Source organism: SAR86 cluster bacterium, assembly GCA_023703575.1.
Lineage (GTDB): Bacteria > Pseudomonadota > Gammaproteobacteria > Magnimaribacterales > Magnimaribacteraceae > Magnimaribacter.
The window spans coordinates 1,383,905-1,400,638 of the sequence record CP097969.1 but is presented as its reverse complement, the minus strand read 5'-3'; the positions used below and the strand labels follow the sequence as shown (position 1 = coordinate 1,400,638).

Sequence of the window (16,734 nt, the reverse complement as noted above, 5' to 3'; positions counted from 1 at the left end):
TTTCATATTTTGCTTTAGTTAAAACAAATCAGCATTCATAACTTTGTTCCATGCAGAAATAAAGTCAGCAACAAATTTATCTTTATTGTCATCTGTTGCATATACTTCTACAAGAGCTCTAAGTTGAGAATTAGACCCAAAAACAAGGTCTGCTCTGGAGGCAGTTCTAGTCTTTTCTCCAGTCACCCTGTCAAATGCCTCATAAGAATTACCGGTACCATTTGGCTTCCACTGGACCCTCATATCAAGGAGAGTTTTGAAGTAGTCATTTGATAGCTCATCGATATTCTCTGATATCAAGCCATAATCACTTCCACTAATACCCAATGATCTCATGCCACCTATTAGAACAGTCATTTCAGGAGCTGTGAGTCCTAAAAGTTGTGACTTATCAAGCATTATTTCTTCAGCACTTACAGAGAGGCCTGATCTATGATAATTTCTGAAAGCACAAGAAAGTGGTTCAAAATATTCAAAAGATTCTGGGTCTGTCTGCTCTTCAGTTGCGTCACCTCTACCTGGTGTGAAAGGCACTTCAACCCCGGCTGATTTCTCAATTCCTACATTTCCAGCAAGGACAATGACGTCGGCAACAGATGCACCAGTTTCTGATGCTATGGTGTCATAAATGGCTAGTACTTTAGAGAGTTGTTCAGGTTTATTTGCTTCCCAATCTTTTTGAGGTGCTAAACGGATTCTAGCGCCATTTGCTCCACCTCGCATATCTGAACCTCTATAAGTCGAAGCACTTGCCCATGCCGTCTCAATCATTTCTTGTAAAGACAAACCTGAAGCCTCAAGCTTGCTTTTTACCTCAGAAACATCGTAATTAGCATTACCTTCAGGAATAGGGTCCTGCCATATTAAATCTTCTTCAGGACTCTCAGGACCCATATAATTAGATCTCGGACCCATGTCTCTATGAAGCAGTTTGAACCAAGCCTTAGCAAAAGCGTCAGCGAATTCCTCAGGATTATTCAGGAAACCTTCAGATATTTTCTTATAACTTGGATCAGTTTTAAGTGCTATATCAGTAGTTGCCATAATGGTAGGTACTTTTTTGCTTGGATCATGGGCATCAGGAGCCATATCTTCCTCAGCCTGATCTATTGCATACCATTGATGTGCACCAGCAGGACTTTTACCTAGTTCCCATTCATACTTGAATAACAACTCAAAGTAGCCGTTATCCCATTGGATAGGGTTAGTAGTCCAAGCACCTTCTAAGCCGCTCGTTATGGCATCTTGTCCAAGTCCGGTTCCGTGTCCATTAGTCCAACCAAGCCCCATTTGCTCAATAGGAGCACCTTCGGGCTCTGACTCAACTAATTCCGCATCTCCAGCTCCATGACATTTACCAAAAGTATGTCCTCCAGCAATCAGTGCAACGGTTTCGTAATCATTCATTGCCATTCTTCCAAAAGTTGTGCGTATATCATGAGCACTGGCCATAGGGTCTGGGTTGGCATCTGGTCCTTGCGGATTCACATAGATTAACCCCATTTGAACTGCAGCGAGAGGATTATCGAGTTCCCTTTCTCCCTTGTATCGAGTATTTTCTAACCATTGCTCTTCTACACCCCATAATATATCTTCTTCAGGTGACCAGATATCTGGCCTTCCACCGCTGAATCCATAGGTTTTTCCTCCCATTGATTCGATAGCTACATTACCTGCAAGAATTAGCAAATCAGCCCAACTTATTTTATTGCCGTATTTTTCTTTAACAGGCCATAGTAAACGTCTTGCTTTATCTAGATTTCCGTTGTCAGGCCAACTATTCAGTGGTGCAAATCTTTGTGCACCAGTGCCACCACCACCCCTTCCATCTGTAGAACGATATGTTCCGGCAGCATGCCAAGTCAATCTTATAAAGAAAGGGCCATAATGACCATAATCAGCTGGCCACCACTCTTGCGAATCTGTCATAAGATCTAGAAGATCCTGTTTGAGGGCATAATAATCAAGTTTTTCGAATTCAGATTTGTAGTCAAAATCTTCACCCATTGGGTTAGATTTCCTATCATGCTGATGAAGTATGCTCAAATTCAGCTGATCAGGCCACCAATCTTTGTTTGAAGTTCCGCTCGAAGTGTTTTTAGTCATTGAGCCATGCATGACTGGACATTTTTCAATATCAGTTTCAGTGTTATCCATAGTAATTTTTTTGATAGTTAACTTATTAACACACAATTTACTATTTCTTGAAGTTTTGATAAATATATATTTTTCTACCTAATAATTCGATAAAATCGAATGTACAATGATTACACTTAAACAAATTAACTATGCATTAGCTGTAGCAGATACACTTCATTTTAAACGCGCTGCAGATAAGTGTTTCGTTTCTCCCTCGACACTAAGTAATGCAATAACGGAAATGGAAATTCAACTTGGAATTCAGATATTTGAAAGAGATAACAAAAAGGTAATACTCACCGAATTAGGTTCTTTAGTTATCGATAAAGCCAAAGTTATCAAGACTGAAGTTGATGGTATCAATAAAATTAGCCAGCTAAATGCAGAGCCTCTATCAAATAAAATATCTCTAGGCATAATCCCTACCATTGGCCCCTTTCTATTGCCTATTTTGCTGCCTAAATTAAAGTCGGATTATCCAAATTTGAATCTTAATATCATTGAGGCTCAAACTGATGTATTACTTAACAAGATATCATCAGGAGAAATTGAATTAGCAATAATGGCTCTACCTTTCAATACCAATGGCTTCAATGTACACAAGTTTTGGACTGAAGATTTTTATTGGATTAGCAGAAAAAATGATCCAAGATCAAAAAAAACTTCCATAAAAGCAAAAGAGATAGATTTAGATGAGTTAATTATGTTGGAGGAGGGAAATTGTTTAAAAGATCACATCTTGGATGCATGCAAAATAAAGAATACTTCAAAAATTACTTTCAATGCATCAACTCTTAGCACTGCCATAGAATTAGTAAAAGGAGATATTGGGACAACATTTGTGCCTGAGATGGCTGTAAACCAATTATTGGTTGCTAATCCTGAACTGAAAGAAACCAAATTGGATGAAAAAGGTCCACACAGAGAAATAGCAATAATATCAAGAAATAATTATGCAGGTGATAGAGATATTAAAAGCCTGATAGATTTATTTACTGAACAATTAAACATTAACCAAAAAATCAAAGTAGAGTGAAAACACTTATCACTTTAAAAGCTTTATGAGTTAATCTAATTTATGTGAGAGAATATATCTAAACGGAGTAAATTATGGCAAAAGCTTTATATCCCGGTACGTTCGATCCAATAACACTTGGTCATATAGATATCATTGATAGAGCATTGCATCTATTTGATGAGGTTACAGTAGCTATTGCAACTAGTGCTGCAAAAAAACCCATTTTTACTCTAGAAGAGAGAATTGAGCACATTGACAAAATATTTGAAGGAAATAAAAAGGTTAAGGCAATAGGATTTACTGGTCTTGTGGTAGATCTTGCAAAAGAACAGGAATCTAATATTCTTATCAGAGGTTTAAGGGCTGTATCTGATTTCGAATACGAATTTCAACTGGCAAATATGAATAGGGCAATGTCTCCAGATTTAGAGAGTGTATTCTTGACTCCCAAAGCAAAATTTTCATTTCTTTCCTCAACACTTGTGAGAGAGATAGCCTCTATGGGTGGAAAAATTGAATCATTCGTTGACCCTATCGTAATGAATGCTTTACAAGAAAAGTTTAAAAAATAGATTGGCATTTAGGACAATAGGCACTGGCTCTTTGTCCAATTCTTTGACCTTTAATGATTGAGTTACATTGATAGCACTCTTTTCCTTCACGTCCATAAACCCTTAAACTTTGTTTAAAATACCCTGGCGTATTATCTCCTCCAATAAAGTCACGTAGTGTAGTTCCTCCTTCCTCAATTGATTTTCTGAGAATTTGTACAATTTCTTTAGCAAGTAAATCATATTTTTCTCTAGGTACCTTACCTGCGATGGATGAAGGCCTAATTCCAGCTGCGAATAAAGCTTCGCTTGCGTAGATGTTTCCTACTCCAACTACAACTTTAGAATTCATTATAAAATTCTTAATGGCAACTTTTCTTTTTCTAGATTTATAAAAGAGATAATCGCCACTAAAGCTATTACCAAGAGGCTCTGGACCTAAGTTTTTTAAAAGAAAATGTGTATCGATATCCTTTGACCATAAAAAGCAACCAAATCTTCTAGGATCGCAGTACCTCAAAATGGTCCCATCTTCAAAGCAAATGTCGATATGATCATGTTTTTTGAGATTCTCTTTTTTGGATATCCTAAGACTTCCAGACATCCCTAAATGTACGATCAGATTTTCATTTGAACTCTCGAGTAAAAGATATTTTCCTCTTCTTTTTATGTTTTCAATTTTTTTCTTCTCTAATTTTCTTTTGATCAAAGATTTAGGTACAGGCCATCTTAATGAGGGTTGCCGAATTATCACCGAACTTATTGTCTTATTGATTATATGGGGTTCTATGCCTCTTAAGGTTGTTTCTACTTCTGGTAATTCAGGCACTTTCGCTCAAGCTAGTTTTTCTGAGTTTGTGAATCAGTTATTTCTTCAATCACTCTTATTAATGCTTCAGCTATCTCATTTGGAACCTCTTCTTGAAGAAAATGACCAGCTGTAGTTTTTGAAAGACGCGCATTTGGAAAATTTTGTTGCATTATGGGAAGTCCTCTTCCTAGAATGGGATCATTTTCGCCCCAAACTATTTCGGCAGGAATTTCTAATGTATTTACGTATTCTTCTACTCGGCGCATCGAAGGAGTACTTGGATGATTTGGTCCATCGGGTACCATTCTCATCATTGCAAGAGGTGCCTTGGAATTTCCACTTTCATAAACAGGTCTTCCATAAAGTTCAGCAACTTCTAAGGTCCATGAATCAGGATTTCCTTGAACACTTTTCAATCTCTCGAATATCGAAAAGATTACCTCTAGCAAAAGCTCACCAATTACTGGAGTTTTTACTAATGCATGAGCCGGAGACAGGTCAGCATTTACTCTAGGAGCATTAAAGCCCGTATTGAGCAAAACAGCTCCTTTTAGCAATTCAGGAGAAAGGGATAATGCACCCATACCGATGGGTCCGCCCCAATCTTGTCCTGCATATACTAATTCTTTAAGTTCAAGCTCCTTCAAGACCTTATTTATCCAGTAAATATGATTTTCTAAAGTATGTTCACTTGCTGGTATTTTTGAAGAAAATCCCAAACCCAGACTGGTCGGCATAATGACTCTTACCTTATCCAGAGGTAATTTTTCTACTACTTTTCTATATAAAAACCCTGAAGTAGGGTTACCATGCATTAAAAAAATAGGGAACCCTTCCCCTGTCTCTACAATATGAACCTTCAATCCTGGTTCCACCTCTATAAAGTAACTTTTATAGTTTGAATCAACCATATTTGAAGCATAAATTGGCAGAGGAAAAGCTTCATATGTTCCTGAATCCAAAACTACTTGGCCGTTACCAGTTGGAGTAACTACATATCCATCACGAGTTACAAAGAAACTTAGGATAATCAAAGCTATAGCTATGAGAACGAGAATTCTTAGAAAAGTTTTCATAGAATTTTCAGTTCATTTGATTGCTTATTTTTATCAGGTCATCGGGGCTTAGTATTCCGACAGAAGCCTTCAGTCTCAGCATTGAAATAATGTAATTGTATCTTGAGCTTGCATAATCTCTTTGTGCTTGAAAGACTCTTTTTTGAGCATCCAGCAAATCTACAGTATTTCTTGTACCAACCTCATAGCCCACTTGCGTAGCTTCAAGTGCAGATTCTGCAGATGCGAGGGCTTGTTTTCTAGCGGTGACATTAGCTACTTGAGTTTGAACGCCAAAGTGATTGGATCTAATATCTCTGATAGTAGATCTCTCAGAGTAAATTGCTTGCTCTTTAGATCGATCATAATTAGCGTAAGCTTGCCTTCTTGCTGAGCTAATGGCGCCTCCTGCAAACAATGGTAAGTTAAATTGAATAGAATATTGTCTGGTGTCTTGTTCAACTCCAAATAATGGATTTTGAATAAAACCACCGAATTTACCCTGTTTTGTTGTACTTGTTGAGACTCTTCCAACCAGGTCTATTTGGGGAAGATGATTGGAAGCAGATGCTCTAGCTGTTGCTTGCGCCGCATCTCTTTGAAGTTTAGCTGCTTTGAGTTGATAATTATTTTTTATGCCTAAAGACACCCAGCTCTCTCGATCTAATGGATCAGGTAGTGATATTTCAAATTCATCCATTAATGGAGAAAGTAAGCTTATCTCTCTCCCGACTATTGAAGTAAGAGTTTCTTTTGCAGTATCCAGTTGAGATTCTTGTGCAATTCTCGATACGACTGTTAAGTCGAATGCTGCTTGGGTTTCTTGCACTTCTGTAATTGCCGCTAGACCAACATCAAATCTTTTTTTAGCTAAATCTCTCTGTCTACCTATTGCTTTTTCTTCTGCTTTAGCAGCATTTAGACTATCGATTGAGTTAAGAACATTGAAGTAAGCTGAGGCTACCCTGATCATAGTTTCTTGTTGTTGATAGGCAAATTCTGCAGCTGCTGCTTCTGACAAAGCTGTTCCTCTCTCAAATTGAAACCATTTATCTAATCTAAAAATTGGTTGATTTAAATTCGCAAAGTAAGCATTAGAGTTGTATTGATCTATAAGCTGCTCTTCAACTCTATACTCATTCCAGTTAGTGCTTCCGGACACACTCAGTGTTGGAAGGAGGCCCGCTATTCCTTGAGCTTTATTCTCTTTTCCAGAACGGTAAGAAGCCTCAGCAGCTCTTAATAGAGGGTCATTCTTGAGTGCTAATTCATAAACTTCAGAAAGATTTTCTCCTCTGATCGAGCTTGTCATTGTTGCAAAGATTAAGCAAAAGAGAGGGACTATTATTTTTTTTGAGCGCATTTTTTATGATCTATGGGTGTATTAGTCTACTATAACACCTCTAAGACTCGCAACAAAATTAATTCTTAGCCTATAATGAGATTTTACTAAGGAGAAAAAATGACAATACAAGTTGGAGATACATTACCATCAATTAATTTAACGACCATGACCTCTGAAGGTCCTAAACCAGTTTCTTTGACAGAACTTTCTGCAGGAAAAAAAGTTGTTTTATTTGCAGTTCCTGGAGCTTTCACTCCAACATGCAGCGTACAACATTTGCCCGGATTTCTTGAAAAGAATAGCGAATTGAAAGATAAAGGGGTCGATATTGTTGCATGTATTTCTGTAAATGACCCTTTTGTAATGCAAGCATGGGGAGAAGATAGGAAAGTTGGAGATGATTTATTAATGTTATCAGATGGAAACGGAGAATTTACAGCTGCAATTGGCCTAGAAATGGATGGGAGTGGATTTGGTCTGGGAACAAGATCCCAAAGATATGCAATGGTGATAGATGATGGAGTAGTCTCAATTTTAAACGTGGAATCTGGTCCTGGTTTAGATGTGAGTTCAGCTGAAACAATCCTTAAACAACTTTAAGATGACTAGGCCTATTTATGACATAGGACAAATCTGTGAATTAGATAAATGGGAGACTTTCATCAATGGTCAACCATTTGATATCTTCAAAAGACTTCGTGAAGAAGCACCAATATATTGGCACGAGGAAAGTCTAGATTTTGAGCCTGGCTTTTGGGCTCTCACTAAACACGAAGATATAGTTAGAGTTTCTAAGGATCCAATGACTTTTTCATCTGCAGTAGGCGGACATTTAATGACAATGGGTGATCCCGAGGTGGTAGATCCATCTGCGGTAGCTGCAATAATTGGGAATATGATAGGAATGGATCCTCCAGATCATCAAATTTACAGAAAAATGGTAGCACCAAGCTTTACACCAAAAGCCATTAGAACACTTGAAGGTGATATGAGGCTCAAGATACGTGAGCTTCTTGAAAATGTTGAAGGCAAAGGAGAATTTAATTTCGTTACTGAAATATCTGAACAATTACCTCTGTGGGTCCTTTGTGAAATGATGGGAATCCCAGAATCTGAGAGACCTAAAATAAGAGATCTAGTAAATAATCTAACTGATGCCTCAATACAGCAAGATCCTAACAATGCCTTTCAAATATGGGTCAATTATATGGAACTTTTCAAGATGGGAAGGGACATGATTGAAGAGAGAAGGAAAAGTCCAACAGATGATCTGATGAGTGTGGTTGCTAATACTAAGATTGAGGGCGGAGAACTTCCCCCAGAGTTACTAGACGGCTTCTTTCTGTTGATGGTTATTGCTGGAAATGAAACTACAAGGAATACACTTACTGGAGGTTTGATGGCACTCAGTGATAATCCTGAAGAGAGAGAAAAGCTTTTGAAAGATCCTTCTCTTATTTCAAATGCTACTGATGAAATGTTGAGATGGGTGACTTCTGTTATTTATTTCAGAAGAACTGCAACAAAAGATACGAATATTAGAGGTCAGGACATAAAAGCTGGAGACAAAGTAGTAATGTGGTACGGCTCAGCGAATAGGGATGAAGATATATTTGAAGATGGACATTTATTCAGAGTAGATAGAGAGAATGCTAAAAAGCATCTTGCATTTGGTGCTGGAGAACATCTTTGTTTAGGCAATAGATTAGGTCATATGCAGATAAGGATTTTATTTGAGGAGCTCCTAGATCGTTTTCCTAATATTCACTCAACATCAGATCCGGTAAGAATACCTTCTAATTTTTTAGCTGGAATTTCAGAACTAAAAGTTAGGATATAAAAATGATCTCAAAAGGGGACGATTTTCCTATCCATCAGTTGCCTGCACCTGTTGCTGAGGTAGGAACTGAAAGAAACTTCTATGATAGATATTTTTTTAATGGTTATAGCAAAGATGGAAGTATATTTTTTGGAGCAGCATTTTGTGTCTATCCAAATCTTAATATAAAAGATGCCAGCTTTATCTTGGTGTTAGATGGTGTTCAGCATAATTTCAGATATTCGGATGTTTTGAACCACGAGAGAATGGAAACAGAGGTTGGTTCTTTCAAGATAGAAATATTAGAGCCACTTAAGAAATTAAAAATACTTATAGACGATAAAGACAAAGAAATATCAGCAAATTTGACTTTTGTAGGAAGATTTGAACCTATGGAAGAACCAAGAATGACCATCAAAAATGGCCCTCGCATTTATATGGATTCAACCCGCATGACACAACATGGTAATTGGAGTGGCTTGATAAAGTTCAAAAGCAATGAAGTTGATTTATCTGAAAAAAAATATGTAGGTACTCGCGATAGATCCTGGGGCATTCGACCTGTTGGAGCGCAAGATTCACAGATTGTGCCGCCAATCAAATTACCCCAATTTTATTGGTTATGGGCTCCTGTAAATTTTAAAGATCAATCTTCTCATCTGTATTTCGTTGATGATGAGCAGGGACGTGCAACAAATTGTCATTCTGTCCTTCAAAATAAGAACGAAAATATAAAACTATATGAATTAAAAAAGGAAGTTGAATATAAAGATGGAACAAGGAGAATCTCACAAGCCCAATTCTCAGCTTTAAAACATGATGGCACTGAATTAACTTGGTCTTTAATTCCCAAATATCATATTTTCATGTGTGGATTAGGCTATATGCATCCCGAATGGGGTCATGGTCAATTCCACGGCGAAAATCAATCACTTTATGATTTTTATGATCTAAGCGAAGATCCACATGATCCGCCATTCCTTCATATTCAAGCTATTTGTGATGTAGAGTTACTGGAAGGAAAATCATCTAAGAAGGGAATAGGTGCATTAGAACAACTTCTTATAGGTCCTCATCTAACTAGTGGATTCGAGAGCCTTTTAGATACTTAGGTATATGTCTCAAAAACTCTCTCAATCTTTCCTCTCTTATTACTCCAACCTATCTAAAAAAGAATTTTCTTTACTGAGTTTTGAAAGAATTTTTGGAGGAGCAAGTCGAGAAACTTATAAGATTAGACTCAAAGATAGTTTGGGTAGTGAAGAACGATTAATTTTAAGACTTTCTCAAGAAAGCTCTCTTATAGAAACTGAACAAAGAATAGAATATTTAGCTTATTCTGCTTTTCAAAAATCCAATGTTCCAGTTCCAATCTTGATTGATATGTCGGAAGATGATTCCACATTCAATGCTCCTTTCATGTTGATGAGAGAGTTGAATGGCGAAGCTGCAAATCCTTTTACTCCTAATAGCTACTCTCCTTACGAACAGGATATTGGCATTCAATTCTGGTCAATTCTCGGTGAAATAGCTAAAAAGAAAATAGATAACGAAATCTTTAAAGCTTTTACTAAAGATCTGGATAAACCTTTTTGGAAAACTGAATTGGATAAGTGGGTAAAAGTTATAGAAGAAGATTCAATTGGAGTAGAACCAATATTAGATGCCGGAATAAGATATTTATATAAGTATCCTCCTAAAGAATCTAACAATATTTGCATGGTTCATGGAGACTATAGAAGCGGTAATTTCCTTTATTTTAAGAATAAAATAACCGGTATTCTTGACTGGGAAATGGCTCATTTAGGTGATCCTTTAGAAGACCTAGGTTGGGCACTGTCTCCAATTTGGAGTTGGCAAGATAGAGACCGTCCAGCATATTTGATACCAAGAGATGAAGCCCTTGATGTTTGGGAAGATTCCAGTGCTCACAAAGTTGATAAAAAAGATCTTGAATGGTGGGAACTTTTTGCGGCAATCAAAGGTATGGCTATATGGATTTCAGCTGGAAATGAGTTTAAATCTGGAAAGAATATTGATCCTATTAATTTATTTTCTGCCTGGATACCTGGTGACATACATTTAGAAATAATTTTGAATACGTTGGAAAGTAAGATATGAAACCAGATATCAATATAGCTCTCTTAAATGCTGCTCAAGAAATACTTCATAGATTTAGCCCACTCATTGAGGATGAATATGAGAGATCTCGTTTAGGTTCATGGGGCGCCCTTATTTTAATCTCTGCCATGAAGGTGGACGGAGCTGGTACTTTGTTAGAAAAGGAGAATCAAGACATAATTGATTGGTTATTGTCACATTCAAGAATTAATGCAGATCAGTTGGAAGTTTTTAAGTCATCTGATTCTGGAAGTGAAACCATAAGCTTTCTAGATGAAAATAATCAAAAGTTAAGGGCACTGTTGACTAAAGAGGTAGAGTTTTTAGAGAGTAGTGACAAAAAAAATGAGATATTAAGTGCCTACGGGCTGTTAAGGTCTATGCATCATAGAAGAAAAGTGAGTGATTTAGTTGGTTTACTGCAGCAAAGCCTAGATTAGCTTGTCCATTGAACAAAAGATATAAATCCATAGGCTCCTAGAACCAAAGGTGCTAGGTATAGCGTAGGCAATATTACTTCGGACACTTTTCTTGCTGTTTTTTCGATTTTTTTCACATTTTCATGATATCATTTTAAATGATGTAAGTCTATAATTTCTGTGAATATAATGTGAAAAAGCTGTGAAATAGCTACTTTTTAGAATTTTCAATAGAAAATTGGACTATTCCTATACCATTCTCCCCTCTAAGAGAATAAAGCAGATAGTTTTTACCGTCTTCTAAAAAAATTGCTGGATCTCGAAGCTGATTAACTGGAATATTTATTGCGCTTTCAACAGACTCATAGTTTGGTAACAAAGCACCCTCCCAAATCTTCTCAGGTCTTAGAACCTCGATCGGTGTAGAGGCTTTCCACATATTTAATGGAAGTGAAAGGTCAATTGTCGAGAGAAGTATACGTTCTGGCTTGTCTCCCTTTCTTGTGTGAAAGACAAGTAATTCATCACCATTAACCATCACTGCGCAGTGCCTCGTTTCTGTTTCCATTATTTGGTTAACAATAGTGAAATCTTCTATATCTCCAGTATTTTTATATATAACGCCGGGCATAGATATCGCATAATTTTTACCTTTATATGCAAATTTTCTAAAATAAGGCCATCCAACTATTTTCTTATTTGCTACAAAATTAATTCCATCTTTGGATGTAGCCACTCTTGTCTTCTGGAGGCCAAAATCATCTAATCCATGAAAATACAGGATTATTCTCTGATTAGTTTGATCAACATGGACATCTGGTGAAGCAATATGGGGAATGGTCATGTCATCAATTTTCGTTGGTATGTGTGCGATAAGATCAACATGGGCATCCCTATCTCCCAAGTCATTAACATTGAAATCATCAGGAATGGATGGTTTTTCATTTAAAAAATACGAATTCTCGAGTTTTAATGTCCCTCCACTTAAGATCTTCCAGGGACCTTCAAGGTTATCTGAATAGGCAAGTTTAATGTTATCTCCTTTATGATCTGCAAAGTACAAATAGTATTTTCCTAAGCCTGCAATCCAATTAGGTGCTCTTATTAAAGAAGGACCATTTATATTAGAGCCGATCTCCTGATCAAGAAATGGAGGTATTATTGGTTCATCAACAAAACGAGTAATTTTTATTTTCACATTATTCTTTTTCAATGAAGCTTAATAATAATCCTATGATTGATAGTAATAAATAATTCTTCACCTCTAAATAATATTTAATTTCTAGTCACTCAGTTTGCTACCCAGAGGTTATAATATGCCAAAACCAAATGGCAAGAGAATATACTGCAAAGTCAATTGAAGTCCTTTCTGGGCTTGATCCTGTCAAAAAAAGGCCGGGCATGTACACCGAGACATCTCGTCCAAATCACCTAGCTCTTGAAGTAATAGACAATAGTATTGACGAAGCTCTTGGAGGCTTTGCATCTAAGATCAGTGTTTGTTTGTTCAAAGATGGATCTTTGAGTGTAGAGGATGATGGAAGAGGTATGCCGGTTGATATCCATCCTGATGAAGGTATACCTGCGGTTGAATTGATATTTACTAGGCTACATGCTGGGGCAAAGTTTTCTAATGAAGATTATAAATTCTCAGGAGGCCTTCACGGAGTTGGCGTCTCTGTTGTTAATGCTCTGTCACTTTATCTGGAAGCAGAAATAAAAAGAGATGGAAAAAAGTATTCAATAAGATTTGAAGATAGTGAAAAAAAGATAGATCTCAAAACTATCGATAGCGTGGGACAAAAGAACACAGGCACTAAGGTGACTTTTTTAGCTGATCCACAGTATTTTGATAATGCGAAAATATCTGTAACTCAACTAACTGCAGCCTTAAAGGCCAAAGCAGTTCTATCGCCGGGTTTAAAGATTTCTTTTTTTGATGAAAATACAGGAAATTCAGAAAGTTGGTGTTTTGTAGACGGACTCGCCTCTTATCTAGCTGCTTCAAATCAAGGAGGGGAAGTAGTTCCTTCAGATCCTTTTGAGGGTGAGTATCTTTCAGATGATGGAGGTCTTACGTGGGCACTACAATGGGTACAAGGAATAGCTGATCCTATATCTGAGAGTTATGTTAACTTAATTCCTACTTCTCAGGGTGGGACTCATGTAAATGGCACTAGATCAGGACTTACTGAAGCTCTAAAAGAGTTTTGTGATTTTAGGAGCTTAATACCCAGAGGTGTTAAATTAACGGCAGACGATATTTGGCTAAACTGTAGTTCTATAATCTCGGCAAAAGTAAAAGATCCTCAATTTACTGGTCAGACCAAGGAGAGATTATCATCTAAAGAATTCACAAATATTTCTTCACAGATTATTAAAGACTCTTTCAGTCTTTGGCTCAATCAACATACAGAAGAAGGTGAAACTATTGCAGAAATATGTATTGCTAATGCTCAAGCTAGACAAAAGAGCAATAAGAAAGTTGATAGAAAAAAAATAGTATCAGGACCTGCATTACCAGGAAAATTAACTGACTGTACCACTGATGATCCAGAGCAAGGAGAACTATTTTTAGTGGAGGGAGAGTCAGCTGGCGGATCTGCCAAAAGGGCAAGAGATAGAAACTTCCAAGCTATTCTCCCTCTCAAAGGCAAAATTATGAATACTTGGGAAGTAGACGTAAGTGAAGTATTAGCCTCTCAAGAGGTCAATAACATTGCAATCGCCCTTGGCGTTGAACCCGGAAGCAATAATTTAGATGGACTCAGATATGGCAAAGTTTGCATTTTAGCTGATGCAGATTCGGATGGACTACATATTGCCACTTTATTATGTGCTCTTTTCTTGAAGCATTTCCGACCTTTAGTAGAAGCAGGAAGAGTCTTCGTTTCGATGCCACCTCTCTACAGAATTGATCAAGGGAAAGATGTGTATTACGCTTTAGATGATCCAGAAAAAGATAAATTGGTGGATGAATTACAGAAGAAAAATAAAAGAACAAAAATAGAAGTTCAAAGATTTAAAGGACTAGGAGAAATGAATGCTTCCCAACTAAGAGATACTACTATGTTGCCTGGAGCAAGAAGACTGGTCCAACTAACAGTTAAAAATGGAGATAAATCATCTCAAATGGTTGATATGTTGCTATCAAAAAAGAGGTCTCAAGATAGAAAAGAATGGCTTGAAGATAAAGGAAACTTAGCTAATGTCTGAAAAACTTGAACAGCAATCTTTAAGTCAGTTTAGCGAGAAGGCATACCTTGATTACTCAATGTACGTAATCCTTGATCGTGCTTTACCCCATATAGGTGATGGACTTAAACCGGTACAAAGGAGAATTATCTATGCTATGTCTGAGTTAGGTCTAAGTTCAGCAGCTAAATATAAAAAGAGTGCGAGGACGGTAGGAGATGTAATAGGTAAATTTCATCCTCATGGCGATACAGCCGCTTACGAAGCAATGGTTCTTCTATCTCAATCTTTCTCGACCAGATATCCTCTTATTGATGGTCAAGGTAATTGGGGCTCCATAGATGATCCAAAATCTTTTGCTGCAATGAGATATACAGAGTGCCGTCTCTCGCCATATGCGAAAAGTCTTTTGGAAGAGCTTGGGCAAGGTACTATAGATTGGGACAGTAATTTCGATGGAACACTTCTAGAACCTACTGTATTACCAGCGAGGTTACCAAATCTATTATTGAATGGCGCTACAGGCATAGCTGTTGGAATGGCAACTGACATACCTCCTCACAACCTAAATGAAGTTGTAAACGCATGTATTAAAATCCTGGATGAACCTAAAGTTTCTGTTGAAGAACTTTATAAAATTATTCCCGGACCTGATTTCCCGACTCAAGCTGAAATAATTTCATCTGAAGAAGAACTCAAAGAAATTTATCAATCAGGTAGAGGGTCTGTAAGAATGAGGTCTACTTATAGTATTGAAAATGGTGAAATTGTCATTAGTGCCTTGCCTCATCAAACATCAAGTTCAAAGATATTGGAACAAATAGCACTTCAAATGGATGCAAAGAAGCTTCCCATGATCGTAGATTTAAGAGATGAGAGCGATGAAGAGAACCCTACTAGATTAGTGCTAGTACCAAAATCTAACAGAGTCGATAAAGATGCAGTCATGAAACATTTATTTGCCACAACAGATCTTCAAAAGAACTATAGGGTAAATATGAATCTTATTGGCCTTAATGGTAAACCTCAAACAAGAGATATTAAGCTTGTTCTAAAAGAATGGCTAAAATTTAGATCTCAAACAGTAACGAGAAGACTTCAGTATAGGTTGGATTGGGTTTTAGATAGACTTCACATACTTGAGGGTCTTCTAGTTATCTATCTCAATATTGATGAGGTGATTAATATCATCAGAAATGAAGATGAACCGAAGAAAGTATTACAGAAAAAGTTTAAATTAAGCGTAGTCCAAGTTGATGCTATTTTAGAGATAAGACTGAGACAACTTGCGAAGCTTGAAGAAATAAAAATAAAAGAAGAACAGAGTAATCTTGACTCCGAGAGGAAAGATTTAGAAAAGTTATTAGGTTCCAAAACTCGCCTCAAGACTCTAATCAAAAAAGAGTTGAAAGCTGATGCAGAGATTTACGGAGATCAAAGGAACAGTCCTATAGTCACAAGAGAGGAAGCTTCTGCTTTCGATGAAACAGAATTGATATCGTCTGATCCAGTTACGGTTGTTTTGTCAGAAAGAGGCTGGATAAGAGCTGCAAAAGGACATGAAATTGATCCAGAATCTTTGAATTATAGGGAAGGGGATAGTTATTTTTCATCAGCCTTATCGAGAAACAATCAGAATGCTGTATTCTTAGATTCCAAAGGTAAGGCATACACTTTACCTTGTCATTCACTTCCATCTGCAAGAGGACAAGGGGAACCCCTTTCTGGAAGATTAAATGCAGAATCCGGTGAAACTTTCATGGGAGTAATTTCTGGAACAACCGAAGAAAAGGTTGTCTTAGCAACTTCGTCAGGATATGGATTCCTGGCAAATCTTGGAGGCTTGCAAACCAAAAATAAATCAGGAAAAGCAGCGATAAGGGTTCAAGAAAATGCAAAAGTTTTGATTCCCAAACTAATCGAAGATGAAAAAGATGTGCTGGCTGCCATATCAAATCAAGGTCGTATGCTTGTCTTCCCTCATTCTGAATTACCTCAATTAGCCAGGGGTAAAGGTAATAAAATTATTGGAATTCCAAAAGCAAACTTTGAATCTGGTGAAGAATTTTTACAAGAGTTGGCTGTAATAAGTGAAGGTAGAGAATTGAAGTTGATAAGTGGAAAACGACATTTCACAATTAAATTTAAGGATTTAGAAAATTTTTATGGAAACAGAGGACGAAGAGGAAACTTCTTACCAAAAGGCTTTAGAAAAGTTGATAAAGTTGAAGTAGTTACTCCAGAAAACTTACAGTCTTAAA

Annotated in this window: 14 protein-coding genes; 9 read left to right on the top strand and 5 right to left on the bottom strand. The window is 37.0% G+C overall.

Annotated features, from left to right (window positions below; all coding sequences use genetic code 11):
* Nucleotides 1-18: 18 nt before the first annotated feature.
* Nucleotides 19-2,157: a catalase/peroxidase HPI gene (katG, locus tag M9C83_07115; GenBank protein URQ66411.1), complete on the bottom strand. Its 2,139-nt coding sequence runs from the start codon at nt 2,155-2,157 to the stop codon at nt 19-21.
* 106 nt (nt 2,158-2,263) lie between these two features.
* On the opposite strand from katG, the gene M9C83_07110 reads away from it, so the two are divergent.
* Nucleotides 2,264-3,175 carry a hydrogen peroxide-inducible genes activator gene (locus M9C83_07110; protein ID URQ66410.1) on the top strand — a complete coding sequence of 304 codons (912 nt, stop codon included), beginning with the start codon at nt 2,264-2,266 and terminating at the stop codon, nt 3,173-3,175.
* Nucleotides 3,176-3,249: 74 nt separating this feature from the next.
* A complete protein-coding gene (coaD, locus tag M9C83_07105) occupies nt 3,250-3,729 on the top strand; it encodes a pantetheine-phosphate adenylyltransferase (GenBank protein ID URQ66409.1) in 480 nt (159 codons plus the stop codon).
* On the opposite strand, the gene mutM is transcribed toward coaD, so the two are convergent.
* Genes mutM through M9C83_07090 form a run of 3 tightly spaced genes read right to left on the bottom strand, consistent with a single transcriptional unit; the run spans nt 3,719 to nt 6,886 of the window.
* Complete coding sequence (gene mutM / locus M9C83_07100; GenBank protein URQ66408.1) at nt 3,719-4,537, bottom strand: bifunctional DNA-formamidopyrimidine glycosylase/DNA-(apurinic or apyrimidinic site) lyase; 819 nt, start codon at nt 4,535-4,537, stop codon at nt 3,719-3,721. The two genes, coaD and mutM, sit on opposite strands and share 11 nt — an antisense overlap.
* 11 nt (nt 4,538-4,548) lie before the next feature.
* Nucleotides 4,549-5,595: an alpha/beta fold hydrolase gene (locus M9C83_07095; protein URQ66407.1), complete on the bottom strand. Its 1,047-nt coding sequence runs from the start codon at nt 5,593-5,595 to the stop codon at nt 4,549-4,551.
* A 7-nt stretch (nt 5,596-5,602) separates the two neighbouring features.
* The gene (locus M9C83_07090) at nt 5,603-6,886 is read right to left on the bottom strand and encodes a TolC family outer membrane protein (GenBank protein URQ66406.1); all 1,284 of its coding nucleotides are present in this window, start codon (nt 6,884-6,886) and stop codon (nt 5,603-5,605) included.
* A gap of 150 nt (nt 6,887-7,036) precedes the next feature.
* Between M9C83_07090 and M9C83_07085 the strand changes: the two genes are divergently transcribed.
* Genes M9C83_07085 through M9C83_07065 form a run of 5 tightly spaced genes read left to right on the top strand, consistent with a single transcriptional unit; the run spans nt 7,037 to nt 11,299 of the window.
* Complete coding sequence (locus M9C83_07085) at nt 7,037-7,519, top strand: peroxiredoxin (GenBank protein ID URQ66405.1); 483 nt, start codon at nt 7,037-7,039, stop codon at nt 7,517-7,519.
* A 1-nt stretch (nt 7,520) separates the two neighbouring features.
* On the top strand, nt 7,521-8,759 hold the full coding sequence (locus tag M9C83_07080) for a cytochrome P450 (GenBank protein ID URQ66404.1): 1,239 nt from the start codon (nt 7,521-7,523) through the stop codon (nt 8,757-8,759).
* 2 nt (nt 8,760-8,761) lie between these two features.
* Nucleotides 8,762-9,850, top strand: coding sequence for a hypothetical protein (locus M9C83_07075; protein URQ66403.1), 1,089 nt, complete (start codon nt 8,762-8,764; stop codon nt 9,848-9,850).
* 4 nt (nt 9,851-9,854) lie between these two features.
* Nucleotides 9,855-10,859, top strand: coding sequence for a phosphotransferase family protein (locus M9C83_07070; GenBank protein ID URQ66402.1), 1,005 nt, complete (start codon nt 9,855-9,857; stop codon nt 10,857-10,859).
* Nucleotides 10,856-11,299, top strand: coding sequence for a hypothetical protein (locus M9C83_07065; GenBank protein ID URQ66401.1), 444 nt, complete (start codon nt 10,856-10,858; stop codon nt 11,297-11,299). The genes M9C83_07070 and M9C83_07065 overlap by 4 nt, the downstream gene beginning before the upstream one ends.
* Before the next feature lie 190 nt (nt 11,300-11,489).
* On the opposite strand, the gene M9C83_07060 is transcribed toward M9C83_07065, so the two are convergent.
* The gene (locus tag M9C83_07060; GenBank protein ID URQ66400.1) at nt 11,490-12,476 is read right to left on the bottom strand and encodes a hypothetical protein; all 987 of its coding nucleotides are present in this window, start codon (nt 12,474-12,476) and stop codon (nt 11,490-11,492) included.
* Nucleotides 12,477-12,607: 131 nt separating this feature from the next.
* Here M9C83_07060 and parE point away from each other — a divergent pair, with 131 nt between their 5' ends.
* Nucleotides 12,608-14,494, top strand: coding sequence for a DNA topoisomerase IV subunit B (parE, locus tag M9C83_07055; protein ID URQ66399.1), 1,887 nt, complete (start codon nt 12,608-12,610; stop codon nt 14,492-14,494).
* Entirely contained in the window at nt 14,487-16,733 is a 2,247-nt protein-coding gene (parC, locus tag M9C83_07050; GenBank protein URQ66398.1) for a DNA topoisomerase IV subunit A, read from the top strand. The genes parE and parC overlap by 8 nt, the downstream gene beginning before the upstream one ends.
* Nucleotide 16,734 lies beyond the last annotated feature (1 nt).